The sequence below is a fragment of the Streptomyces sp. Ag109_O5-1 genome (assembly GCF_003814875.1).
Taxonomy (GTDB): domain Bacteria; phylum Actinomycetota; class Actinomycetes; order Streptomycetales; family Streptomycetaceae; genus Streptomyces; species Streptomyces sasae.
In genome coordinates this window covers 324,058-350,089 of sequence record NZ_RKQF01000001.1, presented here as the reverse complement: position 1 = coordinate 350,089, position 26,032 = coordinate 324,058, and the positions used below count along the sequence as shown (strand labels likewise).

24 protein-coding genes and 1 pseudogene are annotated in these 26,032 nt (G+C 71.2%); 8 read left to right on the top strand and 17 right to left on the bottom strand.

The annotated features are described in order from the left end of the window. Positions 1-306: 306 nt before the first annotated feature. The 3 genes from EDD90_RS01565 to EDD90_RS01555 form a co-directional block, all read right to left on the bottom strand. A complete protein-coding gene (locus EDD90_RS01565; protein ID WP_398928409.1) occupies positions 307-1,479 on the bottom strand; it encodes a glycoside hydrolase family 64 protein in 1,173 nt (390 codons plus the stop codon). Positions 1,480-1,668: 189 nt separating this feature from the next. Beyond that, positions 1,669-2,424, bottom strand: a complete 756-nt coding sequence (locus EDD90_RS01560) for a dienelactone hydrolase family protein (protein ID WP_123971362.1) — start codon at positions 2,422-2,424, stop codon at positions 1,669-1,671. Between the two features lie 115 nt (positions 2,425-2,539). Continuing rightward, positions 2,540-3,160, bottom strand: a complete 621-nt coding sequence (locus EDD90_RS01555) for an L-threonylcarbamoyladenylate synthase (RefSeq protein WP_185148861.1) — start codon at positions 3,158-3,160, stop codon at positions 2,540-2,542. A 735-nt stretch (positions 3,161-3,895) separates the two neighbouring features. Between EDD90_RS01555 and EDD90_RS01550 the strand changes: the two genes are divergently transcribed. Both EDD90_RS01550 and EDD90_RS01545 read left to right on the top strand, forming a co-directional pair. After that, complete coding sequence (locus EDD90_RS01550; protein WP_123971279.1) at positions 3,896-5,089, top strand: RNA-guided endonuclease TnpB family protein; 1,194 nt, start codon at positions 3,896-3,898, stop codon at positions 5,087-5,089. 86 nt (positions 5,090-5,175) lie between these two features. Next, positions 5,176-6,705, top strand: a complete 1,530-nt coding sequence (locus tag EDD90_RS01545) for a helix-turn-helix domain-containing protein (protein WP_123971361.1) — start codon at positions 5,176-5,178, stop codon at positions 6,703-6,705. A 124-nt stretch (positions 6,706-6,829) separates the two neighbouring features. Here the strand turns inward: EDD90_RS01545 and EDD90_RS01540 are convergent, their stop codons facing one another. The 7 genes from EDD90_RS01540 to EDD90_RS01510 form a co-directional block, all read right to left on the bottom strand. After that, positions 6,830-8,062 (bottom strand): cytochrome P450, encoded by a 1,233-nt coding sequence (locus EDD90_RS01540; protein ID WP_123971360.1) that lies wholly within the window; start codon positions 8,060-8,062, stop codon positions 6,830-6,832. Continuing rightward, entirely contained in the window at positions 8,059-9,285 is a 1,227-nt protein-coding gene (locus EDD90_RS01535) for a cytochrome P450 (RefSeq protein WP_123971359.1), read from the bottom strand. Before EDD90_RS01535 ends, EDD90_RS01540 begins: the two co-directional genes overlap by 4 nt. Next, on the bottom strand, positions 9,282-9,905 hold the full coding sequence (locus EDD90_RS01530; RefSeq protein ID WP_123971358.1) for an ATP/GTP-binding protein: 624 nt from the start codon (positions 9,903-9,905) through the stop codon (positions 9,282-9,284). Before EDD90_RS01530 ends, EDD90_RS01535 begins: the two co-directional genes overlap by 4 nt. Continuing rightward, the gene (locus EDD90_RS01525; protein ID WP_123971357.1) at positions 9,877-10,239 is read right to left on the bottom strand and encodes a DUF742 domain-containing protein; all 363 of its coding nucleotides are present in this window, start codon (positions 10,237-10,239) and stop codon (positions 9,877-9,879) included. The genes EDD90_RS01530 and EDD90_RS01525 overlap by 29 nt, the downstream gene beginning before the upstream one ends. Continuing rightward, on the bottom strand, positions 10,236-10,658 hold the full coding sequence (locus EDD90_RS01520; protein ID WP_123971356.1) for a roadblock/LC7 domain-containing protein: 423 nt from the start codon (positions 10,656-10,658) through the stop codon (positions 10,236-10,238). The genes EDD90_RS01525 and EDD90_RS01520 overlap by 4 nt, the downstream gene beginning before the upstream one ends. Then, entirely contained in the window at positions 10,655-12,142 is a 1,488-nt protein-coding gene (locus tag EDD90_RS01515) for an ATP-binding protein (RefSeq protein ID WP_123971355.1), read from the bottom strand. The genes EDD90_RS01520 and EDD90_RS01515 overlap by 4 nt, the downstream gene beginning before the upstream one ends. 216 nt (positions 12,143-12,358) lie before the next feature. Continuing rightward, positions 12,359-13,615: a serine hydrolase gene (locus EDD90_RS01510; protein WP_123971354.1), complete on the bottom strand. Its 1,257-nt coding sequence runs from the start codon at positions 13,613-13,615 to the stop codon at positions 12,359-12,361. Positions 13,616-13,858: 243 nt separating this feature from the next. Here EDD90_RS01510 and EDD90_RS55040 point away from each other — a divergent pair, with 243 nt between their 5' ends. Further along, complete coding sequence (locus tag EDD90_RS55040) at positions 13,859-14,029, top strand: hypothetical protein (protein ID WP_185148859.1); 171 nt, start codon at positions 13,859-13,861, stop codon at positions 14,027-14,029. A gap of 6 nt (positions 14,030-14,035) precedes the next feature. On the opposite strand, the gene EDD90_RS01505 is transcribed toward EDD90_RS55040, so the two are convergent. Continuing rightward, the gene (locus EDD90_RS01505; RefSeq protein WP_123971353.1) at positions 14,036-14,503 is read right to left on the bottom strand and encodes a hypothetical protein; all 468 of its coding nucleotides are present in this window, start codon (positions 14,501-14,503) and stop codon (positions 14,036-14,038) included. A 344-nt stretch (positions 14,504-14,847) separates the two neighbouring features. Between EDD90_RS01505 and EDD90_RS01500 the strand changes: the two genes are divergently transcribed. After that, entirely contained in the window at positions 14,848-16,197 is a 1,350-nt protein-coding gene (locus EDD90_RS01500; protein ID WP_123971352.1) for a transaminase, read from the top strand. A 17-nt stretch (positions 16,198-16,214) separates the two neighbouring features. Continuing rightward, positions 16,215-16,655 (top strand): Lrp/AsnC family transcriptional regulator, encoded by a 441-nt coding sequence (locus EDD90_RS01495; protein WP_123971351.1) that lies wholly within the window; start codon positions 16,215-16,217, stop codon positions 16,653-16,655. Positions 16,656-16,659: 4 nt separating this feature from the next. Here the strand turns inward: EDD90_RS01495 and EDD90_RS01490 are convergent, their stop codons facing one another. After that, the gene (locus EDD90_RS01490; protein WP_123971350.1) at positions 16,660-17,757 is read right to left on the bottom strand and encodes a PP2C family protein-serine/threonine phosphatase; all 1,098 of its coding nucleotides are present in this window, start codon (positions 17,755-17,757) and stop codon (positions 16,660-16,662) included. Positions 17,758-18,021: 264 nt separating this feature from the next. On the opposite strand from EDD90_RS01490, the gene EDD90_RS01485 reads away from it, so the two are divergent. Continuing rightward, positions 18,022-18,930, top strand: coding sequence for a GNAT family N-acetyltransferase (locus EDD90_RS01485; RefSeq protein ID WP_123971349.1), 909 nt, complete (start codon positions 18,022-18,024; stop codon positions 18,928-18,930). A 47-nt stretch (positions 18,931-18,977) separates the two neighbouring features. Further along, positions 18,978-19,351: pseudogene (locus EDD90_RS55035) on the top strand (hypothetical protein). Here the strand turns inward: EDD90_RS55035 and EDD90_RS01470 are convergent. The 5 genes from EDD90_RS01470 to EDD90_RS01450 form a co-directional block, all read right to left on the bottom strand. Continuing rightward, positions 19,348-20,235, bottom strand: coding sequence for a Gfo/Idh/MocA family protein (locus EDD90_RS01470; RefSeq protein ID WP_123971346.1), 888 nt, complete (start codon positions 20,233-20,235; stop codon positions 19,348-19,350). The pseudogene EDD90_RS55035 and the gene EDD90_RS01470 sit on opposite strands and share 4 nt — an antisense overlap. 47 nt (positions 20,236-20,282) lie before the next feature. Continuing rightward, entirely contained in the window at positions 20,283-21,266 is a 984-nt protein-coding gene (tgmB, locus tag EDD90_RS01465) for an ATP-grasp ribosomal peptide maturase (RefSeq protein ID WP_123971345.1), read from the bottom strand. Positions 21,267-21,281: 15 nt separating this feature from the next. Continuing rightward, positions 21,282-21,473 carry a putative ATP-grasp-modified RiPP gene (gene tgmA, locus EDD90_RS01460; RefSeq protein ID WP_089102565.1) on the bottom strand — a complete coding sequence of 64 codons (192 nt, stop codon included), beginning with the start codon at positions 21,471-21,473 and terminating at the stop codon, positions 21,282-21,284. Between the two features lie 176 nt (positions 21,474-21,649). Further along, positions 21,650-22,516 (bottom strand): fructosamine kinase family protein, encoded by an 867-nt coding sequence (locus tag EDD90_RS01455; RefSeq protein ID WP_123971344.1) that lies wholly within the window; start codon positions 22,514-22,516, stop codon positions 21,650-21,652. A 27-nt stretch (positions 22,517-22,543) separates the two neighbouring features. Beyond that, entirely contained in the window at positions 22,544-23,011 is a 468-nt protein-coding gene (locus EDD90_RS01450) for a hypothetical protein (protein ID WP_260327507.1), read from the bottom strand. Positions 23,012-23,536: 525 nt separating this feature from the next. Here EDD90_RS01450 and EDD90_RS01445 point away from each other — a divergent pair. After that, complete coding sequence (locus tag EDD90_RS01445) at positions 23,537-26,032, top strand: beta-L-arabinofuranosidase domain-containing protein (RefSeq protein WP_123971342.1); 2,496 nt, start codon at positions 23,537-23,539, stop codon at positions 26,030-26,032.

The following is a 26,032-nucleotide window of genomic DNA, read 5'->3' as shown; positions in this document are numbered from 1 at the left end:
AGGCCGTACCGGCCCAACCGCCCCACGTTGCATAGGGAAAACCCTCGAATGGGCTCGACGTGGCTGACATGGGCGTGTCAAAACTGGACCGGCCTCCCCGTGCTTGGCGGCGACCTGGTCGTGCACACCCCGCCCGCCTCCCTCGTGGCGGGCTCCACCGTGACCCTGAAGTTCTCCGGCAATCGAGGACTCCTCGCTCCAGACCAGCTTCGTCGTCGACGACACCGCCGTGACGACCGGCTGACGTAAGACAGTCGAGCGGCCCGTGACCGGATTCCGGTCACGGGCCGCTTCGTTGCCCCGGTGTCAGCTCAGCGGGTCCAGGGTGAGGTACGCCTGCTGCGGGTTGCCGTCGTTGACCAGGGACTCCTGGTTGCCGACGTCGTCGAAGGCGAAGGCGTACGCCTTGCCGTCGGCCATCTGTGCGTGGATCTTGCGCGCGTAGTGGTTGGTGACCACGTCCTGGTAGAAGTCGGCCGTGTTGGTGTCCGGCTGGCTCGAACTGGTCAGCAGCGTCGACCGGTTGAAGCCCGCGCACAGGGTGCGGGAGATCGGGCCGCGCACCTGGTCGTTGGGCGCGTCGAGCAGGTTGTGGCAGCCGAAGATGCTGCTCGCGTCCGGCTTCTGGAAGCTGGTCACCACCGCCCCGGAGGAGTTGGTGAAGTTCATGACGTTCCCCGAGACCCGGCCGTAGTACTTGGTGTTGGGCTGGTCGGCGAACGGGGTGACGGTCAGCGTCGACGACGAGTACTTCGACCAGACCCGGTTGACGTAGTCGTCCATCACGGTCGACGCAAGCGCCCCCGTCTCCACGCCGTACAGCGGGGAGAGCGCGCGGAGCACGGCGCCGTCGGACCTGGTCTGGATCAGGTTGGCCCAGCCGCCGGGCTGTCCGCGCAGGGCGCTGAAGAACCCGTTGTAGCCGCCCGACTTGAGGTGCCCGGTGCTGGCCGTGCTGCCGTCGGAGCGCTTCACCCCGACCGCGTAGGGCACCGAGAACATGTCCACCTGGGTGCTGTTGATCCACAGCCCCGAGTCGTTCAGCGTGTACTCGGACCAGTTGAAGAGGATGTTGCGGTTGGGGTCGGTCGGGTTCTGCACGGCGGGCTGCACCAGACCGCCGGTGGTCAGCCTGAAGTCGAGCTTCTGGCCGTAGGAGAAGTAGATCCGGCCGGAGAACTTCGGGATCCGGATCGTCGTCGACTGGCCCGCCGCCGGGCCGGTGATCGAGGCGTCCGGCGCCGGGGTCGGCGGGTTGCCGCCGGCCGGCCAGGCATGGAAGGTGCCGTTCGCGTCGGCATAGCCCTGCTTCCCCGAGGAGAGCTGGGTGCCGAGATCGTAGATGTAGACCTGGTCGCTGCGGCCGGAGTTGTTGGAGATCTTCAACGGGATCGTGTCCGGTACGGCCGCGCCGGCCGGTGCCGGGGTGCCCAGCGCGAGCGCCCCGCCGATCAGTGCCGCCGTGGCCGCCAGGGGCAGCGTCCGGCGTGCGGTTCCTGTGCGCACTCTCCACCTCCGTGTGGGGTCGGGGTTGGTACGGAAATTGGTCCGGACCAATTCTGAGAGCGCTCTCAGCGTGGCGGCGGGGCGGGTGCATGTCAATGCGCGGGACGAAAGGAAGGGGCCCCCGCCGGTCGGCGAGGGCCCCGCGACGCGGACGCGATCGGCTCAGAACGTGCGCTTCAGCAGGCCGAGCAGGGCGTCCCAGTGCCGCTCGGCGGCCTCGGCGGAGTACGACGGGGTGTCGGCCTGGGTGTAGCCGTGCTCCGCGCCCCGGTAGATCTCGCACGTGTTGCGGACCCCGGCGGCGTCGAGCGCCTCCTGGAAGGTGTGGATCTGCTCCTCGGTCATCGACTGGTCCTGGTCCGCGAAGCCGAAGTACAGCTCGGCGGTGACGCGGTCGGCCAGCAGGTGCGGGCTGTCCGCGTCGTCGGTGACCATCCGGCCGCCGTGGAAGCCGCCCGCCGCCGCGACCCGGTCCGGGAACGCGGCCGCGGTCCGCATGGCGAGCCGGGCGCCCATGCAGTAACCGGTGATCGCGACCGGCCCGTCGGCCACCAGCGGGCTCTCGGCCAGCCAGTCCAGGTAGCCGGCCGAGTCCCGGTCGCTGAGTTCCGGCGTCAGCGACATCATGATCGGGAAGATGCGCTGCCAGATCGTCGGGTCCACGGAGGGGTCGATGAACTCGGGGAGGTCGATGACCGGCGTGCGGCCGTTGCGGTAGAAGACGTTCGGGACGAGCACCGTGTAGCCCTCGCCGGCGAGCCGGTCCGCCATCGACTTCAGGTGCGGGCGGATCCCGAAGGCATCCTGGTAGAAGAGAACGCCCGGGTGGGGGAGTCCGTCATCGGGACGGGCCAGGTAGGCGTCGGCGACACCGTCCTCGGTGGTGATGTCGACGTCGGTTCCCTGTACGGCGGTCATGGCGCAAGTGCCTCTCTGTGGAGTCGGCGTCGGGGTGGGGGACACCCGGCGCGGCATGTCCTGATCATCGTGGCACGCAAGGCCGGGAGAGCCGCTTCGGGGGAGCTGAAAGTGGTCACTCGAAGCGCGTGGTGTCGCCCGCGCCCCGGCGGACGATCTCCGCCTCGCCGCTGGAGAAGTCGATGACCGTGGTCGGCTCGGTGCCGCACTCCCCGGAGTCGACCACCGCGTCCACCTGATGGTCGAGGCGGTCCTTGATCTCCCAGCCCAGGGTCAGCGGCTCCTTCTCGTCCGGCAGCAGCAGGGTGCTGGACAGCAGCGGCTCACCCAGCTCCGCCAGCAGCGCCTGGGTGACCACATGGTCGGGGATGCGGACACCGACGGTCTTCTTCTTCGGGTGCAGCAGCTTGCGCGGCACCTCGCGGGTCGCCGGGAGGATGAAGGTGTAGCTGCCGGGGGTGGACGCCTTCACGGCCCGGAACACGTCGTTGTCGACGCGCACGAACTGGCCGAGCTGCGCGAAGTCCCGGCACATCAGCGTGAAGTGGTGCCGGTCGTCCAGGTGCCGGATACTGCGGATCCGGTCGATGCCGTCCCGGCTGCCGAGCTGGCAGCCCAGCGCGTAGCAGGAGTCGGTCGGGTATGCGATGAGGGACCCCGACCGCACCGAGTCGGCGATCTGGGAGATGCTGCGCGGCTGCGGGTTGTCGGGGTGCACATCGAAGTACTTCGCCATCCGCCGAGCTTATGCCGTACCGGCGCGTGTGCCACTCAGGCCCCGCACGCGCACCGCCCCACCCGCCCGGCCCGCCGGGACCGGCCTCGCCCGGAATCCGGCGCGGCCGGCGACCCGCCCAGGCCGACGGTCCCGGCCATGCGCGTCGCCCCAGGCCGGCAGCCCCCGAAGCCGCGCGCGGCCACCGCACGCCGGCAGCCCTGTGATCCGGGCGCGTTCCCCCAAGGCGGCCGCCCGTGGATCCGGGTGTCCGCACGGATGGCGGCGGCCCGTGGATCCGGGTGTCTTCGCCGAAGCCGGCAGCCCCCGACTCGGGTGCGTTCGCCGAAGGCGGCTGCCTCGTGATCCGGGAGCGTTCGCCCAGGTCAGCGGTTTCCGGAGGAGGAGGGATCCGTAGATGCCGACGTCTTCGAAATCCGTGTGCATACCTGTCGGATTCCGGGGCACCCGATCATCCAGCCACCCGGGGCCCTCCCCCCGGCTCCGGGTGAGGCGTTCTCCGCCGGCGGTCCGTCCCCCGTGGGCCGCCGGCGGAGTCGTACCCGGCGGGCGGTGACCGGGACCGGGCCGGGTTCATCGGGGCGTTCCTTCGTGGATACCCCGGCCTTCAGGCCGGGGAGGAAACGAAGCTCCTGCGGAGCAGGGCAGAGAAAGCCGGTTCGCCGCCAGGGCGGACCGGCGTCCGTTCCCACGAACCGGCAGATGGTCACAAGCTGACGTGATAATTTGTGAGCCATGACCACTCACGTGAAGCGGGCGTTCAAGTACCGCTTCTATCCGACTGACGCGCAGGCAGCCGAGCTGTCGCGCACGTTCGGATGTGTGCGGAAGGTCTACAACCTGGCCCTTGCGGCGCGCACGGAAGCGTGGACGAGGCAGGAGCGGGTGAACTACAACCAGACGTCGGCGATGCTGACGGCCTGGAAGAAGACCGAGGAACTCGCGTACCTCAACGAGGTCTCCGCCGTCCCGCTCCAGCAGGCCCTGCGGCACCTCCAGACGGCGTTCGCGAACTTCTTCGGCAAGCGGGCGAAGTACCCGCGTTTCAAGTCGCGGAAGAAGTCGCGGAAGTCGGCGGAGTACACCACCAGCGCGTTCCGGTTCCGGGACGGCAGGCTGACCCTGGCGAAGACGGCGGAGCCGCTCGACATCGTGTGGTCCCGTCCACTGCCCGAGGGGGCGTCGCCGTCCACCGTGACGGTGTCGCAGGACGCGGCCGGACGCTGGTACGTGTCCCTGCTGTGTGAGGACCCGTCCGTCCAGCCGCTTGCACCCGCAGACGCGGCCGTCGGTGTCGACGTCGGCCTCGGCCACCTGCTGACCCTCTCCACCGGGGAGAAGGTCTCCAACCCCCGGCACGAGCGGCGCGACCGAGCCCGCCTTGCCAAGGCGCAGCGCCGGCTTGCCCGCAAGGCCAGGGGTGACGGAGCGAACCGGGCCAAGGCGCGCCGGACGGTGGCCAGGGTCTACGCCCGCATCACCGACCGCAGGCGCGACCACCTGCACAAACTCACCACTCGTCTCGTTCGTGAAAACCAAACGATCGTGATCGAGGACCTCGCCGTTCGGAACATGGTGAAGAACGGCAGCCTGGCCCGCGCCATCAGCGACGCGGCCTGGTCGGATTTCCGGAGCATGCTGGAGTACAAGGCTCAGTGGTACGGCCGCGAAGTGATCGCGATCGACCGATGGTTCCCGTCCTCCAAGCTGTGCTCCGTCTGCGGCACCTTGCAGGACAAGATGCCGCTGCACGTCCGTGAGTGGACGTGCGACTGCGGGACGATCCACGACCGGGACGTGAACGCGGCGAAGAACATTCTGGCCGTCGGGCTGACGGCGTCTGTCTGTGGAGCTGGCGTGAGACCTCAACGGAGTACTCCGGGCGGGCAGTCGGCTGTGAAGCAGAAAACCCCACGGCGCGAGCCGTAGGAATCCCCCTCCTTCAGGAGGAGGAGGAAGTCAACGGGTAACGTCCGTAGACCGAGGCCGAAGCGAGGGACGAGGAGCACGGCGACATGGCAGGCCGAGCCGGCGAGGGCCCGCACCCCCCGACACCCGACGGCGACACCTGGGCCGCGCAACTTCTCGATCATCTGCGGCCCGGCGCCCGCGACCCGCGTCGGGTCGCCGCCTGGCTCGCCCGAGCCGTGCAGGCGTCCGTCCGCCTCCAGGACGGCGACGGCACCCTGCTCGCCGGCGACCCGATCCCCCTCGACGACGGCCTCGTGGCCGACGTGGTCGCCGGACGGATCTCCGCCGCCGCCGTCCAGGACGGCGACCGTCACCTCCGCCTGGTCGCCGTACGGGCCCCCGACCCGCGCCCGGCGGCCGCCGGACTGCTCGCCGTCGCCCGCGCGGCCCCCTTCGACCGGCGCGCCGCCGAGATCGTCACCCACACCGCCGGAGTCGTCGAACTCCTCCTGCGGGAAAGGGAGCTGACCGCCGCGGGACACCGGCTCCGGCGCGCCACCGCCGATCTGCGCCTGGCCATCCTGCAACTGCTGATGGTGGAGGACACCGTCTCCGCCCGCCGGGTCGCCGCCGGCCTGTGGCCCGGTCTCCTCGACACCGACAGCGCGTCCGTGTACATCGTCGAGGGGGACCCGGCGGAACGCGACGGGCTCGCCGAGGACTGCCTCGACATCACCCGCGGTCAGGCCCTGGTCGTGCGCTGCCCCGCGATGGACGGCCATGTCATCGTCGTCAGCCCCGCGCCCAAGGCGGGCGAGTGGCTGCGCTCGCTCGTCGACGGCCGCCCCGGCACCTTCCTCGGCGGCAGCGTCCAGCAGAGCCTCGCCCGCACCGCCACCGCCTACGGCCAGGCCGTCAGCGCCCTCGCCGTCGCCCACTTCCGCTCCGACCAGGCCGCCGTCTACGCCGAACGCACCCACCCGGAACGGCTGATGGACCCCGCCGCGCTGCACTCCTGGTCCACCGCCGTGCTGCGGCCGCTCGACACCCTGCCCCACCACATCCGGGCCGAACTCCTCGCCACCACTCGACTCGGCCTGGAGTTCACCGCCGTCAGCGCGGCCAAGGTCCTGGGCGTCAGCCGCAACACCGTCCGGGCCCGCATGGACCGCGTCGAGGCGCTGCTGGGCGCCGACTTCTCCGACCTCACCGTGCGTGCCACCGCCCATCTCGCCCTCAACACCCAGGCGGCCCGGACGGAAGACCTCACCGTCAGGGCACCACAGGTGTCCGGAGTACGGCTGGCCGACCTGCTGGCAGGGCCCGCGCTGCGTGCGTGGGCGCATGACCTCCTGGACCGTCTGACGCGGGACGGCCGGGACCTGCGCGGCACTCTGCGCGCCTGGATCGCCGCCGGCGGCAACTCCGAACGCGCCGCCCTGGACCTGGGCGTGCACGCCCAGACCGTCCGCGAACACGTACGGGGCGCCGAACCCGTCCTGGAGCGTCAACTGCTGGCCGCCGGCACCGACCTGTACGAGGTCGTCCTGGCCCACCTCGTCCTCGGGGACCTCGCCGCACCCGTCCTGCTCCGGCCGAATCCGGGCCAACCGGACTCACCTGTGCACGGGTGAGTCCTTCGCGTACCAGAACGGGCATCGGCGCGATACCCAACGGCCGGATCCGCACGTAAGTTCACGTTTCGCGGGGGCACGACCGGAACGGGGGACCGGTCGCCGCCCCCGCGACCCAGCACCCTCAGCTCCCGAGCAGCACCGGGATCTCCTGCCAGCCGATGGCGATGAACGACGGCACCTGGCGCAGTTCCTTCTCGCCGACCGCGAGCCGCAGCCCGGGGAAGCGTTCGAACAGCGCGGGCAGTGCGGCCAGCGCCTCCGCCCGGGCCAGCGGGGCGCCGATGCAGCGGTGCACCCCGATCCCGAACGCGAGATGGTCGTCGGCCCCGCGCGCCGCGTCGAACGCGCCCGCGTCCGGCCCGTAGCGCTCCGGATCCACACCCGCCGCCGCGAACGTGGTGATGATCGCGTCCCCGGCCGGAATGGTCACGCCCCCGACCTTCAGGTCGTTCACCGCGAACCGCAGCGGCAGCGAGGCGATCGACGGATGGACCCGCAGCGTCTCGTCGATCACCGTGTCCCAGCCGATCGTCCCGGAGCGCACCGCCGCCAGCTGCACCGGATGCGTCAGCAGGGCCACCACCGCGTTGCCGATCAGGTTGACCGTGGTCTCGAAACCGGCGCCGATCACCAACAGCAGTGTGTAGAGCAGCTCTTCGTCGCTGAGCCGGTCGCCGTCCTCGTCACGGACCCGGATCAGTTCCGTGGTCATGTCGTCGCCCGGGTGCTCCACCTTGTACGCGATCAGCCCGCCGAGGACCGTGCCGATCCGCTCCTGCACGAACGCGGCGTGCTCCGGGGTCGGGTCGGAGGTGTCCATGATGGCCGCGATCAGCTCGGCGGTGTCCGCCCGCATCTCCTCGGGCACACCGAACAGTTCGCAGATCATCCGCATGGGCAGCGGCTGTGCCAGCCCGGCCCGCAGGTCCACCACCGAGCCGTCGGCCCCCGCGGCCGCCACGGCGTCGAGCAGCTCCCCGGCGATCGCCGTGACCCGCGGCAGCATCGCCTCGGTACGGCGGTGCGTGAAGCTCGGCGCCACCAGCTTGCGCAGCCGGGTGTGGTCGGGGCCGTACGCGGAGAGCATGTTCACCACGCCGATCCAGCTCAGCACCCAGCCCCAGGAGGGGTGTTCGCCGATCTGAGGCCACAACCGCCAGTGCCGGCGCGGGTCCTTGCTCACTTGAGGATCGAGAATGAGCTCCTTGAGGACGTCGTAACCGGTCGGCGCCCAGGCGGGTATGCCGCCGGGCAGTTCGACGGGCACGACGGGGCCGAGGGCGCGTAACCGCGCGCTCTCCGCCGGGATGTCGGAGCCGAACGGGTCGAGGGCGATGCGGTCGGTGACGGTCACGACGACTCTCCAGGCTGGTCGGGGGTGCGGGGACTGAACCGGACGGGCAGGGACGTCAGCGAGCGGTGGAACGGGCCCGGCCGCCAGCTGAGCCGCTCGCGGGGCAGGACGGGATCGAGGTCGGGCAGCCACAGGGTGAGCCGTTCGATCGCCTCGGTCGCGATGAGCAGCGCGTGGTGCCGGACCGGGCAGGCGTGCGGGCCCGCCCCCCACGACAGGTGCGAGGCGTCCCCGGGCCGCCGGCCGGAGGTGACCTCCCGCTCGGCGAACAGCCCCACGGCACCGAAGGAGACGACCACCGGGATCGCCGGCCGGACCCACGCCCCGTGGAAGGAGACGGGCCGACGGGCGTAGTAGATGCCGTAGTTGGACAGCGGGGTCTCGTGGTGCAGTACCTCGATCACCGCGTCCATGACCGGGCGGGCGCCGCTGGTCAGCGTGGAGTAGTAGAGCGGGTTGCCGAGGATCCGGGAGAGCGCGTTGGACACCAGGTTGGTGGTCGGCTCGTAGCCCGCGCCGAGGGTGAGGAACACCTGCCAGGTGACCTCCTCCGGGGTCAGCTGCGCGGGATGGTCCAGGAGCATGCTCGGCAGGTCCTCGCCGCGCTCCTCGACCTTGGCCGCGATCAGCCGTAGCACGTAGTCGACGAAGTCCGCCTCGCCCTCGGCGGCCTGCGCGCCGCCCTCCATCATCTTCAGGAGGCCCTCGTTGAGCCGGTCGCCCTGGCTGTCCGGCAGCCCGAACAGGTTGTTGAACACCAGCGCCATCAGCGGCCGGGTGAAGTCGACGACCAGATCCGCCTCGCCCCGGGGCGCGAAACGGTCCACCAGGAGCCGTACCGCCCGGTGCACCAGCGAGCGCAGGTCGTGCGGCTCGATCAGGTCGAACACGTCGATGAGAGTGGCGCGGTAACGGATGTGCGCGTCGGCGTCGGAGAACAGGGCGTTGGGCCGCCAGCGCATCATGCCGAGCAGCGGGGAGTCCTCGGGGACGGTCGCCTCCCAGCCCCGCGGGTCGTGCGAGAAGGTCTCCACGTCCCGCAGCACGTCGAGGGCGGCGCGCCGCTCGGTGACCACGTACGCGGGCGTGCCCGGCGCGAGCTCCGCCCAGCCGACCGGCCCCTGGGCGCGCAGGGCCGCGTAGTAGCCGTGCGGGTTGCGGGCGAACCCGTCCTCCCACAGGCGTACCGGACCCGAGACGGTGAAGGACTGCTGCGCGGTCATCGGGCCTCCGCCGGCCGGTCGTCGATCAGATGCTGTACGAGGGCGAGCAGCGCGTCGACCGAGGAGTGCGCGTCACGCGCGTCACAGGTCACCATCGGGGTGCCCGGCTCCAGGTCCAGCGCGGCACGCAGCTGTTCACCCGTGTAGTGGTTGGGGGCGTCGGGGAAGGCGTTGAAGGCGACCGCGTACGGCAGCCCCGCCTCCTCCACCAGCCCGAGCACGTCGAACGACGCGTCGATCCGCCTGCTGTCGACCAGGACAAGGGCGCCGAGCGCCCCGTAGGAGATGTCCTCCCACAGCGTCCGGAACCGCTGCTGCCCCGGAGTGCCGAACAGGTACAGCACGATCCCGCCGGACAGGCTGATCCGCCCGAAGTCGATCGCGACGGTCGTCGTGTCCTTCTCCCGCACCCCGTCGAGGTCGTCGACATGGACCGAGGCCTCGGTGAGGTGTTCCTCGGTGTGCAGCGGGCGGATCTCCGACACCGAGTCGATCAGGGTCGTCTTGCCCACCCCGAACGGCCCCGTGACCAGGATCTTCACCAGGTCGCGGGCGGAGTCGGGGAGATGGGTGCCGCCCGCGCGGGGCAGCTCACCGGTGCTTGAGGGCGCGGAGGCCATCGGCCACTCTCTTCAGCAGGTCGGGGTCGAACCGTTCGGCGGGCGGGATCGGCGCGCGGGTCTGGACCAGGTCCCGGTCGACGAGGTCGGCGGCCAGCACCCGCACCGCGGAGAACGGCAGCCGCAGCAGCGCCGCCGCCTCCACCACGGTCAGCGCGCCGCCGGACAGCAGCTCCATCAGGGCCAGTTCGGCGGCGGGCAGACCGGCGGGCAGCGCGCTGCCGTCGCGGGTGAGCACCGTCAGCCGTTCCAGATGCGGACGACTGGGCCGGGCGACCCCGCCGGTCGACAGATACGCGGGGACCAGAGGACGGCCGCCGAGGCGGCCGGTCATGCCGGCGCGCCGCCGTCGGAGCCTCTGGGCGCGGCCGCCATCGCCTTCTCACCCACCCGGGCCACCTGCGAGTGCACCCGGTGTGCCAGCAGGTCCAGCCGCACCTCCGGGTCGCCGTAGGCCGCCACGCAGGTGCCGTGGTCGGTCGGCACGATCAGCACGTACCCGTGGTCCGACTCGATGACCACCTGCCGCACCTCGGCCCGGTCCCGGTCCGCGAACGCGGCGGCAGCGGCCCGGCAGGCGCCCTGCACGGTACTGGTGATCGCGGCCACCCGCTCGGCGGTCGCCTGGGACAGGGCGTCCGTGTAGCCGGTCGCGAGGCCGTCCCGGGTGAGCAGGACGGCGGCCAGTACATGCGGCACCTGCAGGATCGGTTCCAGCACCCATGCCGTCTCGCCCGCATCGCGGCTGCTCATCTGGCCGCTCCTCCTTCGTCGTCGGTCCGTTGGGGATCGGGCGCGCTCGCCCGCTTCGGGGTACGCGCCGCCGCGGTGCCGTACTGCAGGGCCGCCAGGGCGGCGGCCGCCTCCTCGGGACGGCGCACGGCGGACGGCGGCTGCGGCAGGCCGGAGGCGTCGGTACGGGTACGACGGCGCCGCTGCGGCAGACCGCCCAGGTCGCTCGTCTCGGGGTGACCCGGGGCGGCGGCGCGTTCGTGCTCGGCCCCGTGACCGGCCGCGGCGGGCACCGGTGCCACGGGTGCGGGTGCGGGTGCGGGTTTGGGTACGGGTTGGGGTGCAGGCACCGGTGCCGCGGGTGCCGGCGGCTCGGCGGTCGGCGTGCCGGACCCGGCCGGTTCGCGCCCCGGCTCCCTGCGTGCCGCGCGTTCCCTGGTCGAACGGGGCGCGCTGGCCGAGGGCGGCCGCTCCTGCGGGTCGATCCGGCCGAGCAGATGACTGTCCACCCGCAGCACCGCGCGCACCCCGCCGTACGGCGAGGGCGACGACACGTCGACGCTCAGGTCGAACTGGCGGGTGAGCTGGCCGATCGCGGCCAGGCCCATGCGCGGCGGGTCGCCCAGATCGGTCAGCAGGATGGGGTTGCTGCCCGCCACCAGCCGCTGGGCCCGGGCCCGTTCGTCCTGCGTCATGCCGAGACCCGCGTCGTCGACGGTGACGCACACCCCGTGGTGGACGTGCTCCAGATTGACGATGACGTCGGTGTCCGGCGCCGAGTGGCGCAGCGCGTTGTCCAGGAGCTCGGCGACGATGATGGCGGCCGGCTCGACCGCGTGGGACACCAGGGCGGTGCCCGGCTCCAGATGGTTGTGGACCCGGACCCGGTGGTAGCCCGCGAGCCGGGCCTGGCCGCCGGTCACCGCGTCCACCACATGGGACTCCTCGCGGGCCAGCCCCACCCAGGCCCCGCATACCACTGCGGCGACCTGCGCCCGACGCAGCGACTGCTCGTTCTCGTGGTCGAGCGCGAACAGCGTCTGCGCCAACTCGGGGTCGTCGTAGCGCTGTTCGAGCCCCCGCAGGGCGTCCTGGAGGCGGTACAGGGCGGCCTGGATCTCCCGGGTGGCGCCCCGGAGCCCGGCCTGTGCCGCAGCGTCGATCCGGACGCGCTGGGCCGTCAACTCCTCGCGCAGCGCGGTCAGTACGTACTCCAGCGCGATCCCGATGGGCGTCCCGGGCGTGTTCTGCCGTATCGGGCCGGGCACCCTGAGGTGCGGATGCGCCAACTGGGCCGCGGCCGCGGGCATCCTGCGGGCGGCGAGATGCTCGATCTCGGAGATGAACGCGCCCTCGGCACTCTCCAGCCGGTCGCGCAGCTCCGTGACTTCGGCCCGCAGCGCCGCCTTCTGACGCCGGGACCGCAGCAGGCTGCCGCCGAGGGCGAGCGCGGAGAGCGTTCCGGCGGCGAGACCACCGGCCACCAGTTCCGGTAATTCGATCATGGAATCGGTTTCCAGGGGAGTAGGGCAGCAGTGGGCAGGGGGAGCCCAGGGCCCTCCCATGTGGCGCTCGCAGCACAGTACACACCGTCATTGACCGGCCCCGCACGGTGAATCGTTACATCGCTTCGAATCCGCTCGGTGACTGTTCGCTTCTGTGTCAACTGTCGGAAATGCCGTGCGCGCGACGCGAGTTGGGTTCCGGCGTGTCGTGTGCGGTCAGTGGGCGGCGGGCTCCGCGGGCAGGTTGAACACATGGTCGGGGGAGATGATCCGGGTGATCGCCTGGCCGAAGACCGTGCTGGGCTCGATGGTCCCCCGGTAGTTGACGTCCGTGTTCAGCAGCACCGCCACGGTCGTCCGCGTCGACGGCAGATAGACGGTGAGGGCCTCGTAGCCCGGCAGCGAGCCGTTGTGCCCTATCCACCCCTGGACGTCGAAGATGCCGAGGCCGTAGCCGGTGCCCGGGATTCCCGTCGGGGGCGTCGTCAGCCGCTGCTTCTGGACGGCGGGACCGACCATGGTCGTGCCGTCGGGGAAGATCCCCGTGGCCGCCGTGCGCGCCCAGGCGTGCAGGTCGTCCAGGTCGGAGATCATCGCGCCGGCCGCCCAGGCCCAGGAGGTGTTCCAGCCGGCGGAGTCCTCGACCTTGCCGCTCGCGGTCTGGTCCGTGTAGCCCTGGGCGTGCGGGGTGGGGAACTCGTTCCCGACCGGGAACAGGGTGTGGTGCATGCCCGCCGGGTCGAGGATGTGCTGCCCGACGTACTGCCCGAGCGGCTGCCCGCTCTCCTTCTCGACGAGCAGGCCGAGCAGGATCAGGTTGGTGTTGGAGTAGGAGAACTTCTCCCCGGGCCGGAACAGCACCGGATGCCTGAAGGCGTAGCCGAGCAACTGCTGCGGGGTCATGGTGCGTTGCGGATCCGAGGTCAGCGCCTTGTAGAAGCCCTCGTCCGCGGAGTAGTTGAACAACCCGCTGCGCATCCCGGCCAGTTGACGCAGAGTGATCTCGTCGCCGTTGGGTACGCCGGAGATGTACCTGCCGATCGGATCGTCCAGGCTCAGCCTGCCCTGGTCGACCAGCTGCAGCAGCGCGGTCACGGTGAACATCTTGGTCTCGCTGCCGATCCGCATGTACAGGTCGGACGACATCGGCAGCCCGGTCGCCTTGTTCGCGACCCCGAACGAGCGAACGTAGTCGGTCTGACCGGGGGTCCAGACGCCGACGGTCACTCCGGGCACGTTCGCCTCGCGCATCACCTGCTGTACGGCCGCGTCGAGCCGGCGTGCCACGGCCGGAGTCATGGCACGGACGTCCGGGCTGCCGGACGGTGACGGGGTCGGTGCGGATGCGGCGAACGCGGCCGGTGCGGAGCCGGCCGCGGCGTGCGACGCCCCTCCTGCCAGTGGCGCGGTCACCGTCCCCAGTACGAGGGCGATCGCGGCCCCTCGGCGCAGCAAGACGGACGTGTGCGGCATGGGCTGACTCCGAGCACGTGAGGAGGAACGTGCGGTGGGGTCGGACGTAGGAACCCTGACTTCACAGGATCGGAAGCCTGACTTCACAGGATACGAGCGGGTGCCCTATGGCGCCCGCCGGCCGGTCGGCCGCCGGAATGCTTGTAGGACTGGCGGGAGGGCCGATCGGGCGACCCGCTCACCCGACCGGGTGGGCGGGGCGGAGGGTGCGCACCGTGGGGGCCTTCCGGGCGTTGCCCCGGCATGGACGGAACCTCCCTGACGCCCTGGCTCCCGGCCCGGCACCCCCGAGCCCTGCAGTCCCGCGAGCCGATCTACGCCCAGCTCGTCCGGGAGTGGCGGGCCCAGGGCCGTACCGTGCCGGCCGAACCGGAGAACCGGTGGGCGATGGTCCTGCTCCCGCCCCGCCGCTGACCTCGGCTATTCCTCGCAGATCGGCCGCAGCACCGCCAGCGTGCCGTTGGCCTCGCGCAGCGCCAGCTCCAGCGTGCCCGGGACATGCAGCGAGCCGCTGCCGTCCGGCGGCACCAGCCACTCCAGGAAGCGTGCGGGCCGGTACGGCGGCGGTACGGCGACCCAGGTGCCCTTCGTCGCGTAGCGCAGCCCGGAGCCGATCCAGCCGCCGGACGGATCGGGCGGCAGGAAGAAGCCGACCCGGCGTGCGGCGGTGTCCACCAGCGTCGGCCCCGGCACCGGCAGCGACGGCCGCCACAGCAGGTCCAGGGTGAGCAGCCCGAGCCGGTCCGGCACGGTCAGCACGTCCCAGAAACGGCCCGCCTCCAGCAGCGAGACACCCTCGCCGTGATCCCACTCCCACTTGCACGTCCGGGGGTCCGACGAGGCCGCCGCGAGCCATTCCACACCCTGCATCCACATCGTGTTCGTCATGCACTGCTCCGGGGTATCTCCGCTCACCTGTTTCGGACGCAGGGAACGATCGACACCGGGCACTTGGTGCGCTCGCACTCCAACCCGGCATATGCATGTTGGTAGATATTTCTAACTGGCGGAAGGGGTGGCGAACCCTGGCGTTTCAGGGCGTTTGTTCGAACACCGGGCGCCGGTGCGGCGAGCGGGCGGCGCGGTAGTTCCTCCCTTGGCGAGCCTGCGCTCCGCCGCACTCGAATCCGTCGCCGTGACAATCGATTCGATCGCTATCTCTTGATGCATGGCAGGTTTCGGTCGTACGCTCCGCTTATTCCGCTGCCACCGCTCCCGATCAGGGGTACTCCATGGACCGCACCCGACTGCACACCCTCCTGGCCCGGGAGAGCGCCGAGGCCGAGCGGCGAAATCCGCGCTCCCGAGCCGCATATGCCCGCGCCGACCATCTCTTCGGCCGGGTTCCCATGACGTGGATGAACAAGAACGCCGGAGCGTTCCCCCGGTACCTGGCGACCGCGCTCGGCGCCCGGGTCACCGACATCGACGGGCACGAGTACATCGACTTCTGCCTCGGCGACACCGGCGCGATGGCCGGGCACTCGCCGGCCGTCGTGACCGAGGCCGTGCACCGCCGGTTCGCCGAGCTGGGCGGGGCCACCGCGATGCTGCCGACCGAGGACGCGGAGTGGGTCGGTGCGGAGCTGACCCGCCGCTTCGGGCTCGCCCGCTGGAGCTTCTCGCTCACCGCGACCGACGCCAACCGCTGGGCCATCCGGCTCGCCCGCGCCGTCACCGGCAGGCCGAAGATCCTGGTCAACAGCTACAGCTACCACGGCAGCGTCGACGAGTCCCTGATCGTCGTCGGCCCCGACGGCAAGGGGGCACCGCGCCCCGGGAACGTCGGCGCGCCCTGTGACGTCACCCTGACCAGCCGAGTCGCCGAGTTCAACGACCTGGAGCAGCTGGAGCGCGAGCTCGCGCACGGCGACGTCGCCGCCGTCCTCATGGAACCCGCGCTCACCAACATCGGCATCGTCCTGCCCGAACCCGGCTACCTGGACGGCGTGCGGGCGCTGACCCGGCAGTACGGCACGCTGCTCATCAACGACGAGACGCACACCTTCTCCGCGGGCCCCGGCGGCTGCACCGCCGCCTGGGGGCTGGAACCCGATCTGCTGACCATCGGCAAGGCCATCGGCGGCGGCATCCCGGCCGGCGCCTACGGACTTTCCGCCGAGCTCGCCGAGCGGCTCCTCGCCCGCGCCGACCTGGACCTGGTGGACATGGGCGGGGTCGGCGGCACCCTCGCGGGCAACGCCCTCTCGGTCGCCGCGACCCGGGCCACCCTGGAGCATGTGCTCACCGGCGAGGCGTTCGCCCGCATGGACTCGCTCTCCGCACGCTTCGAGACCGGCGTCCGCACAGCCGTCGAGGCCCACGCCCTGCCCTGGTCGGTCAGCCGCCTGGGCGCCCGCACCGAGTACCGCTTCGTCTCCCCGGCCCCGCGCACCGGTACCGAGTCCGAGGCGGCCGCGGACACTGAGCTGGAGGACTTCCTGCACCTCTACCTCGCCAACCGGGGCATCCTCCTCACCCCGTTCCACAACATGGCCCTGATGTGCCCCGACACCACCGAACAGGACGTCGACACCCACACCGCGGTGTTCGCGGCCGCCCTGCTCGAACTGGCCGGCTGAGCGAGAGGGCGGGGCACATGGACGACATCGACCGGGCCATCCTGCGCGAACTCCAGACCGACGGCCGTATCGCCTACGCCGACCTCGGCCCGAAGGTCGGCCTGTCCGCCTCGGCGGCCCGGCAGCGGCTGCAGCGCCTGCTGGACTCGCGGGCCGTCCAGGTCGTCGGCGTCACCGACCCGATGGCCATGGGCGGCCAGGCGATGGCGCTGCTCGGCATCGCCGTGGACGGCGACCCCCGTGCCGTCGCCGACACCCTCGCCACCCACCCCGAGGTGGTCTACTCCGTCTTCACCTCGGGCGGTTTCGACCTGTTCGCGGAGGTGGTCACGCCCGGCCCGAAGGACCTGCTGGACTTCGTCAACGACGTGGTCCGGCCGGTCGAGGGCGTACGCGAGGTCCAGTCCTTCCCGTACTTCGGCATCCACACCCACCGCTTCCTCTGGGACGTGGGCTGAGGCCTCAGCGGATGGCGGGCGCCAGTACGAGCATGGTGGCGTCGTCGCGCACCTCGAAGTGCCCGGCGAGGTCCGCCCACACCAGTTCGGCGAGCGCGGCCGCGTCCGCGCCGGAGAACCCGGCCAGCCGCTCCGGAAGCGGATAGAAGTCTCCTGATCCGTCGCGTGCCTCCCAGACCCCGTCCGAGGCGAGGAACAGCCGGTCTCCCCGCCCCAGCTCCACCGTGACCTCCTTCGGCGGTTCCGCCCCCGCCAGCGCGAGCCCCAGCGGCGCCCCCGGCACGACGGCCAGCTCCTGGGCCCGCCCGTCCCGCAGCAGCACGGGCGCCGGATGACCGCAGGCCACCACCCGCACGGACCGCAGATCGGCGGAGAACTCCAGCAGCAGGGCCGTGGCGAACAGCTCCGCGTTCGGTACGCCGGCCGAGTCCACCGCCAGCCTGCGGTCCATCCGCGCCGCCACCGACTCCAGGTCCGGCTGGTCGAGGACGGCCTCCCGGAAGGCCCCCAGAAGCGACACCACCGTGGAGACGGCGGCCAGCCCGTGCCCCCGTACGTCCCCCATCACCGCCCGCACCCCGTACGGCCCGTTCCGCACGTCGAAGAAGTCGCCACCGACCAGCGTCCCGTGCTGCGCCGCCCGGTACAGACCCGCGCACCCCACCGTCCCGACCCGGTCCGGCAGCGGCGGCAGCACCGCTCGCTGCACCGCCTCGCCCACCGCCCGCTCGGTGACCAGCTGGGCGTCCCGGTGACTGCGCACGTAGGACACGAACACGCTCAGTACCGCGACGAACGTGACGGTGAGCAGATCGGTTTGGCCGGGTTGGTTCAGATGCGTGGCCGGCACGTTGAGCAGGAATACGACCAGACAGCCGAGCATCGCCGTCGCCAGCGGACCGTACGACAGGACGGCCAGCGGCGGTATGGCGCCGAGGAGGAACCCGAAGTCATGACCGTTGGGGCTGAGCAGCGTCGCCACGGTCACGCCTGCGAGCAGCACGACGGGCAGCACCCGGACCCACCGTGGCGGCGGCGCACCCTGCAGCCAGCCACGTCCGTCCCGGTAGCCACGCGACGACCAGCCGCGCACCGAAGTCACATCCCTAAGCTACGCCCGTGCCCGGACACCCGGCCTGCCCCGGTCTTGGAACGACCTGTCCCGATCTTGCAGTGCCGTCGCGGGAAAACCCGTGGACGCGGCCGGGCCGGGCCCCTAACGTACGAACGCACGCCCGAGACCGGACGGAAGGAGGCGAGTGCCGTGTTCATCACACCCATCCAGCGCTCCCTCCCCGTTTTCCGGGCGTGACAGGTCAGAACTGACCCGGGAGCGCGCCCCGCAGCACGCATCCCGGAGGATTCCGTGACCGATCCGGTCATCCGCACGCTCGACGACAGCACCGCTCAGCTGTTCGACGCCATGCCCGACCCGCTGTACATGCGCGAGAAGCACCAGCGCACCCGATTCCGTCCCGAGTGGCAGCGCGTCGCCCTGCGCGACGGACGGGTGGTCGCCCGCGCCGCCTGGTGGGGCAGGCCCGAGGACACCGAGCCGCTCCTGATCAACTGGTTCGACGTGGCCGAGGGCGAGGAGGAGGCCGGCGCCGAACTGCTGCGCAGCGCGCCCTGGCACACCGACGAGGTGGAACTCGACCTGCCCCCTGGCTGGCGCGACACAGCTGGGACGCGCACGGCCGCCGAGACCTGCTTCACCGCCGTCGGCAAGGCCGGCTACGAGCTCCTGGTGGAGCGCTACCTCTACCGATGGACGACACGGTGCGCCCTGCCCGAGCGGCCCGGCCGCCTGGTCTTCACCGCCGAACCTGACGACGCGGTGTTCTTCGACGCTCTGCGCCGTATCCACTCCGTCACCCTGGACGCCCACGCCCGCCGCGCCATCGCAAAGGGGGGAGTGGACCTGGCGGCCCAGGAGGAGCTGGACATCTTCCACTGGATGCCCTCGCCCCGTGAGTGGTGGCAGATCGCCCGCACGCCGGCGGGGGAGCCGGTCGGCATCCACATCCCCGCGCGCAACCCGGCGGGGCCGTGCATCGGGTTCATCGGTGTCCTGCCCGAGCAGCGCGGGCACGGCTACGCCTACGACCTGCTGGCGCAGTGCACGCACTTCCTCGTCGAACAGGGCGCCGAGTTCATCGCCGCCGCCACCGACCAGGGCAACTTCCCGATGGCCGGGCACTTCGCCAGGGCGGGTTACCCCGTGGTCCGGGAGCGGGTGAACTTCCGGGCCGCGGACGATGTCGGTGCCGGGTGACATGCTGACAGCGCGGTGACCGGCAGCGGAGGGGAGGGGACGGCACGGTGTTCGAGGGTGGTGTCTGGCAGGTGCGCGGCGGTCGGGAGGCGGTCGGCGAGATCGTCATCGACGAGGCCGACTTCCCCTGGCTGTCGGGCGGTTTCACCGCCGGACCCGGCTTCGCCGGCGTCCGGGACCTGTTCGCCCGGGAGCTGGTGCTGGCGGAGGACGAGGACTGGGAAGCGTGGGAGGAGGTGTCCATGCCGAGATCAGCCGCCGGGTCTCGCTGATCTCACCGGACGGCCCGGTCCCCGAGTTCCTGCTGCACATCGAGGGGAACCGGGCCTGGTTCAGATGGAGCGTCGAACCGTTTGCCGAAGCCGAAGCCGAAGCCGAAGCCGAAGCCGAAGCCGAAGCCGAAGCCGAAGCCGACGCCTAACCGACGTCCTTGCCCAGTACGGTCTCCGCTTCCGTGAGGATCTCGGTCACCCGCAGACCGAACGCGGCGTCGCAGGGGTGGGCGCGGCCCGTGTGCGCGGCGGTGAGCAGGGCGTCGGCGGCCCGGGCCAGGGCGGGGACCGCTCCTTCCGCACTCCTCGGCAGCAGCGTCACCCCCGCCTCGCCCCGCAGCTCCACATCGGCCCCGGCCGCCGCCGGGGGCGCGGTGAGGCTCAGCGTCACCGTACTCGACGCCCCGGTGGCATGCTCCAGGACGAGATGGACGGTGTCCGCCGGGCCGTGTACGGCGGCCGCCACCCGCCGTACGTCGCCCAGCACCGGCAGCAGCACGGACAGGGCGTGCGGACCCACGTCCCACAACGCGCCCTTCTCCCGCCGCCACGGCGACTCGGCGAACAGGCTGTCGCCGGTGAACACCGAGCCCAGCCACTGCGCCCGTGCCGTGAACCACCCGGCGGTGGAGGCCTGTTCACCGATCCACGCCTCCGGCTCCTGCTGGAACCGGGTGGTGAAGAACACCACCGAGGCGACCCGGGCCCGCTCGGCCGCCTCCACCACCGCCCGCCCCTCGGCGACACCGATCGCCAGCGGCTTGTCAAGGAGCAGATGCCGCCCCGCGTCCGCCGCCCGCACCGCCAGCTCCGCCTGTACGGCCGGCGGCAGCGCCACCGCCACCGCGTCGACGTCGGCGAACAGCGCGTCCACGTCGTCGTACACCCGGACGCCGTACTCCTTCGCCACCTCCGCCGCGGCCTCCGGGCGGCGGCCCCACACCCCGGCGAAGTCCAGCGAACCGTGCCCCGCCAGCGCGGGGGCGTACGCCGCCCGTGCCCAGGGACCGGTCCCCAGCAGTCCGATGCGCATCTCCCGTTCCTTTCTCCGTGCTCTGTTCCACACCGACGCCCAGTCCGTCAACGCGTCGTGCTCCGACCGCCGTTGACATACGACCGACCCTGCGCGGTGCCGGTCGCCAGCCAGTCGGCGATGGCCTCGGCGATGGGCTGCCCGGTGTCCATCTCGACGAACCCGAACTGGCCCGACTGGTTGCACTCCAGGAACCACCAGATGCCGTCGGCGTCCTCCGCGAAGTCGAAGGCACCGTAGGCCAGTTCGGCGTCCTTCATATACGTGAGAACAGCCTCGGCGACTCGCGGCGGCACGTCAGCCGCGAGCCAGGGAGAGACGGACGGGGCGAACCGGACGTCCACGTCGTCGGGATGGGCGTCCGGGTGCACCGGCTTGCGGGCGGCGAGCAGTGTGCCGCCGACCACGGTCAGCCGGATGTCGGCCCGCTTGGCGACCCGCCGCTGGAGCAGCGTGGGGCCGAACGCCACCGCCGCGAAGTCGGCGTCCGGCGCCACCCGGCTGGTCGGCACCGCCCGCGGCGGCTCCTGCGGATGCGCGCCCGACACCGGCTTCACCACCAGGTCCGGGAACCGCTCCGCGAACTCCCGGGCCGCCTGCGGAAACGTGGTGATCAGCGTCGCGGGCACGGCGAGCCCGCTGCGCTGCGCCAGCCGCAGTTGCCACGGCTTGTGCCGGGCCTGGCGGGCCGCGTCCGGATGGTTCATCCAGCGTGCGTCGGTCCCGCGCAGCATGCCGTACAGCGCCTGCGAGGACTCCTCGCTCAGCCAGTCGGACGGCTGGGCGGCCCGGGCGGCCGCGACTCCGGGCCTGCGCACCCAGACGGAGCGCAGGCCGTTCATGCTCACCAGGCGTCCGTTCACGGACAGATGCCCGCGGCTGACGCCCTGCACATACTCGCCCGACAGGGCCACACCACTGGTCAGATCGGCAGGATCGAGGCGGACGACGGGCACGGAGGCCTCGTGCAGCCGGAGGACCACCATGTCCGCCGTCACGTCCTCGTCAGTGGTCAGGATGAGCACGGTCATCGTCTGGGTCCGCGCTCAGTCGTCGAAGTGCGTCTTGGAGCCGGCGGTGGAGGTCGTCGTCCCCAGGGCTCTGAGCGTTGCGTGATCGGTGGCTGCGATCCGGCCATCGTGGAGAACGTTCAACTGCAGTCCGGAGTCATACGCGTACGGAGTGGTGACGTCCAACTGCACTGCGGGGCGTGCGTAGTTGAGCGCGAACGGTTGCATGGTCTCTCCCTGTTTCGTTCTTCCATGCACTTATACGATTCGAACGCGTGGTTGGTTTCCTTACTCTGCGTAATCTCAGCCCGAATTAAGAGCTTGTTAAGGAACTACCTGGGAACCAGCGGGGAATCGTCTCCGCACGTGGCCGATTTCACATGCTCGTCTGGCATGTGACGGAGTCAAATGCCCGCGATGGTCCGGGATGTCGCCAGAGCCTGTTCGGCGTAGCTCCGCCCGAAGAGCGTGGCGTGCACCAGTAGGGGAAAGAGCTGGTGCACACCGATGCGCTCAGACCAGCCGTCGGCCAGGGGAGTCGCCGCCTCGTAGCCCTCCAGGATCCGGTCCAGATACGGGCAGCCGAAGAGGCGGAGCATCGCGAGATCGGTCTCGCGGTGCCCGCCGTGCGCGGCCGGGTCGATCAGCCGGACCCGGCCGTCCGCGCCCCACAGGACGTTGCCGTTCCACAGGTCGCCATGCAGCCGGGCGGGCGGCTCGGCCGGCCCCGCGAGTTCCGGCAGCCGTTCACAGACCCGCTCGACCGCCGCGGCCTCGCCGGGACGCAGGGTCCCGTGGTCGACCGCAGTACGCAGATACGGCAGCACCCGCTGCTCGGCGTACCAGCGCGGCCAGTCGCCGCCCGGCTCGTTGCGCATCGGGGCGAGGCCGATCCAGGCGTCGCGCGGTCCGTCCGGCGGGGCCGCCCCGAACGCCGGTGCCCCCGAAGTGTGCAGGGCGGCCAGGGCGCTGCCGAAACGCTTCGCCGCCTCGGCGTCCGGCCGTCCGGCATGGACCAGCTCGGTCACCATCCACCGCTCGTCGTGCCCCAGCACCTTCGGCACCGCGACGGCCCCGGCGGCGGCCAGCCAGTGCAGCCCGGCCACCTCGGCCCGCACCGCGCTCGGGCCGTCGCCGCGCTTGACCATGACCGCGGGACCGCCCGCGAGCGTCACCTCGGCCAGGCTGCCCGACCGCGCCCGCTCGCCCGAGACCGGGCGCCCGGTGAGCCGGGCGGCCGCCGCGCCCGGCCCTTCGCCGTTGTCGACCATGGCACCCAGGGTAGGGGCCGACCGGGATCAGGAGCCCCAGGTGCCCTGGTCCACGGCGCAGTTCCACCCCGAGCCGTGCAGCTCGAACTTCACCTCGTACGCGCGGGTGTTCAGCAGATGCGTCTGCACCTTCACGCCGAGGCTGGTCTTCTTCTTCAGCGTCGTTGTGTACACCGACACCGTCTTCGACGTCCTGTGGGTGACCTTGCCGCCCTCGGCCGTGGCGCTGCCGAAACGGATGTTCTTGACGTCCGTCACAGTGAACGTGACCTTCTTGAAGCTCGTGCTCGCGCTCTTGTTCTTGACGGCGAAGTACAGGCCGCCGTCGGTCACCCAGCTGCTCGAGTTCACGTAGAAGCGGCTCGGGAAGACGATGTCGACAGGGCAGCCGGTGCTCTGTGGTGCCTCGGCCCGCGCGGACGCGCCGGTGGCCAGCCCCAGCTGAGCGGCGGTGACGATGCCGGCGGCGGCCAGGACTTCCAAAGACGGGCGCATGCGGTTCACTACGGTGATACCTCCCCCTTGTGGTACTGATCGGACTGCAGCGAAGAATCGCACCTCGCTCGTCCGAAAGCAGGTGAATTCCCGCCGGATTCCCCCGATGTGACGACGGGTTCCGCCCGCGCCCGGGCGATGGCACCGCGCTTACGGCCTACGCCCCGACCGTGACCTCCACTCCGAGTTGACGGAGGAAGCCATGGCGATCAAGCCGAGCGGAGCGGCTTTCCCTGTCGAAGGGACCGGGTCCAGGGGCAGGCCCTCGAACGGTGTGGTGAAAGGGCCTTGCACGGGGCGAAGTGCTCTCCTGCCCGGCTGTGGCCGACCCGGCCGTCCGGACGGGGAAGGCGAGGCGGTTCGGGGGCTCGAAGTGGCTCGGGAGGCATCATTGACATCACTGGTCCGTCAAATACCGTAGAACTCCGCACAGCATGTCGCACCGCTTTCGATATCTCGAACGACAGCCTGTGGGGCAGGGAACGGGACTCCCTCGCCCCACGCCCTCGACATGCGGAGGATCTCGTGACCCCACCCCTCGGCAGACGGGCCTTCCTCACCGCGGCTGCCACCGCCCTGACGCTGCCCGCCGGCGCCCTCGCCCAGGCCGCCCCGAACGAGCAGGTACGGCCCTTCCCGCTCACCGCCGTCAGGCTGCTGCCCGGCCCCTTCCTGGACAACCAGCGCCGCAACACCGCCTATCTGCGCTTCGTCGACATCGACCGGCTGCTGCACACCTTCCGGCTCAACGCCGGCCTGCCCAGCACCGCACAGCCCTGCGGCGGCTGGGAGGGCCCCACCGTCGAACTGCGCGGCCACTCCACCGGCCACCTGCTCTCTGGGCTCGCCCTCACCTACGCCAACACCGGCGACACCGCCCTGCGCGACAAGGGCGCCCGGCTGGTGGCCGCGCTTGCCGAGTGCCAGGCCGCGGCACCCGCCGCCGGCTACGCGGCGGGCTATCTGTCGGCGTTCCCCGAGACCTTCTTCGACCGGCTGGAGGCCGGAACCGGCGTCTGGGCGCCGTACTACACCCTGCACAAGATCATGGCGGGACTGGTCGAACAGCACCGGCTGGCCGGCAGCGGACAGGCCCTGGATGTCGTGCTGGGCATGGGGGAGTGGGTCGACCGGCGTACCGCGAAGCTGAGTCACGCACAGATGCAGCAGGTGCTGGAGACGGAGTTCGGCGGGATGAACGACGTGCTCGCCGACCTGCACGCCCTCACCGGCGACGCCCGCTGGCTGCGGGTCGCCGAGCGCTTCACGCACGCCCGGGTCTTCGACCCCCTCGCGGCCGGTGAGGACCGGCTCGCCGGGCTGCACGCCAACACCCAGATACCGAAGATGGTCGGCGCCATGCGGCTCTGGCAGGAGGGACTGGCCGACCGCTACCGCACGATCGCCGAGAACTTCTGGCGCATCGTCACCGAGCACCACTCGTATGTGATCGGCGGCAACAGCAACGGCGAGGCCTTCCACGAACCGGACGTCGTCGCGGGCCAGTTGAGCAACAGCACCTGCGAGAACTGCAACAGCTACAACATGCTCAAGCTGACCAGGCTGCTGCACCTGCAGACCCCGGACCGCACCGACCTCCTCGACCACTACGAACGCACCCTGTTCAACCAGATGCTCGGCGAACAGGACCCGGACTCCGCGCACGGCTTCAACATCTACTACACCGGTCTCGCCCCGGGCTCCTTCAAGCAGCAGCCCTCCTTCATGGGCACCGACCCGAACGCCTACTCCACCGACTACGACAACTTCTCCTGCGACCACGGCAGCGGCATGGAGACCCAGGCAAAGTTCGCCGACACCGTCTACACCCACGACGAACAGCGGCTGCTGGTCAACCTGTTCATCCCGTCCGAGGTGAAGTGGGCCGAGAAGAACATCACCTGGCGCCAGGAGACCGCCCTGCCCGACGCCTCCACCACCGTGCTGACCGTCACCGCCGGATCCGCCACCCACCAGCTCCTGGTCCGCATCCCCGGCTGGGCCACCGGCGCCCGAGTGAAGCTCAACGGCCGTACCCTGGCCCGACGTCCGGCGTCCGCATGCTGGTTGACCCTGGACCGCACCTGGCGCACCGGCGACCGTGTCGAGGTCTCCCTGCCCATGCGCACGACCGTCGAGGCCACCCCCGACGACCCCGACGTCAAGGCCGTCCTGCACGGACCGGTCGTCCTGGCCGGCGCATACGGTGACACGGCGAACCCCTGGCTGCCCCGCCTGGACCCTGACTCACTCCGGCAGACCTCGGCCGCCCCGCTGACCTTCACCGCCACCGCCGACGGCGAGAACGTCACCCTGCTGCCGATCGCCCGGGTCCACCACCAGCACTACACCGTCTACTGGCTCACCGGCCAACCCCCGCCCGCACCACCGGAGTTCACGGCCTGGTACCGCTTCGACGAGACCTTTGGCAGCACCGCGTCCGACGCCACCGGCAATGGCAGGTCCGCGACCCTGAGCGGCGGCGCGGCATGGACCACGGGCCATCTCGCCGGAGCCGTCGCCCTGGACGGTACCGACGGCCATGTCGCCCTCGCCGAGGACCTGCTGGCGGGCGCGTCCGCCTACTCCGTGACGACCTGGGTCAACCTCTCCGGACAGCCGGCCGACTGGAGCCGTGTCTTCGACTTCGGCACCGGGGTCACCGCCAACATGTTCCTCACCCCGCTCAGCGACGCCGGCACCCTCCGGTACGCCATCACCGCGGGCGGCGCCGGAGCCGAGCAGCGCATCGACGCCGATCCGCTGCCCAACGACCGCTGGGTGCATGTGGCCCTCACCTACGGCGCCGGAACGGCCGTCCTGTATGTCGACGGCCGGGAGACGGGCCGCAACACGGCGGTCACCGTCGAACCCCGTCACTTCGGCAACCACATCCGCGCCAACTACATCGGCCGCTCCCAGTACGCCGATCCGTACCTCAAGGTGTCCGTCGACGACTTCCGCGTCTACGGCAGGACCCTGACGCCGGCTGAGGTCACCGCCCTGGCCGAGATGGGCTGA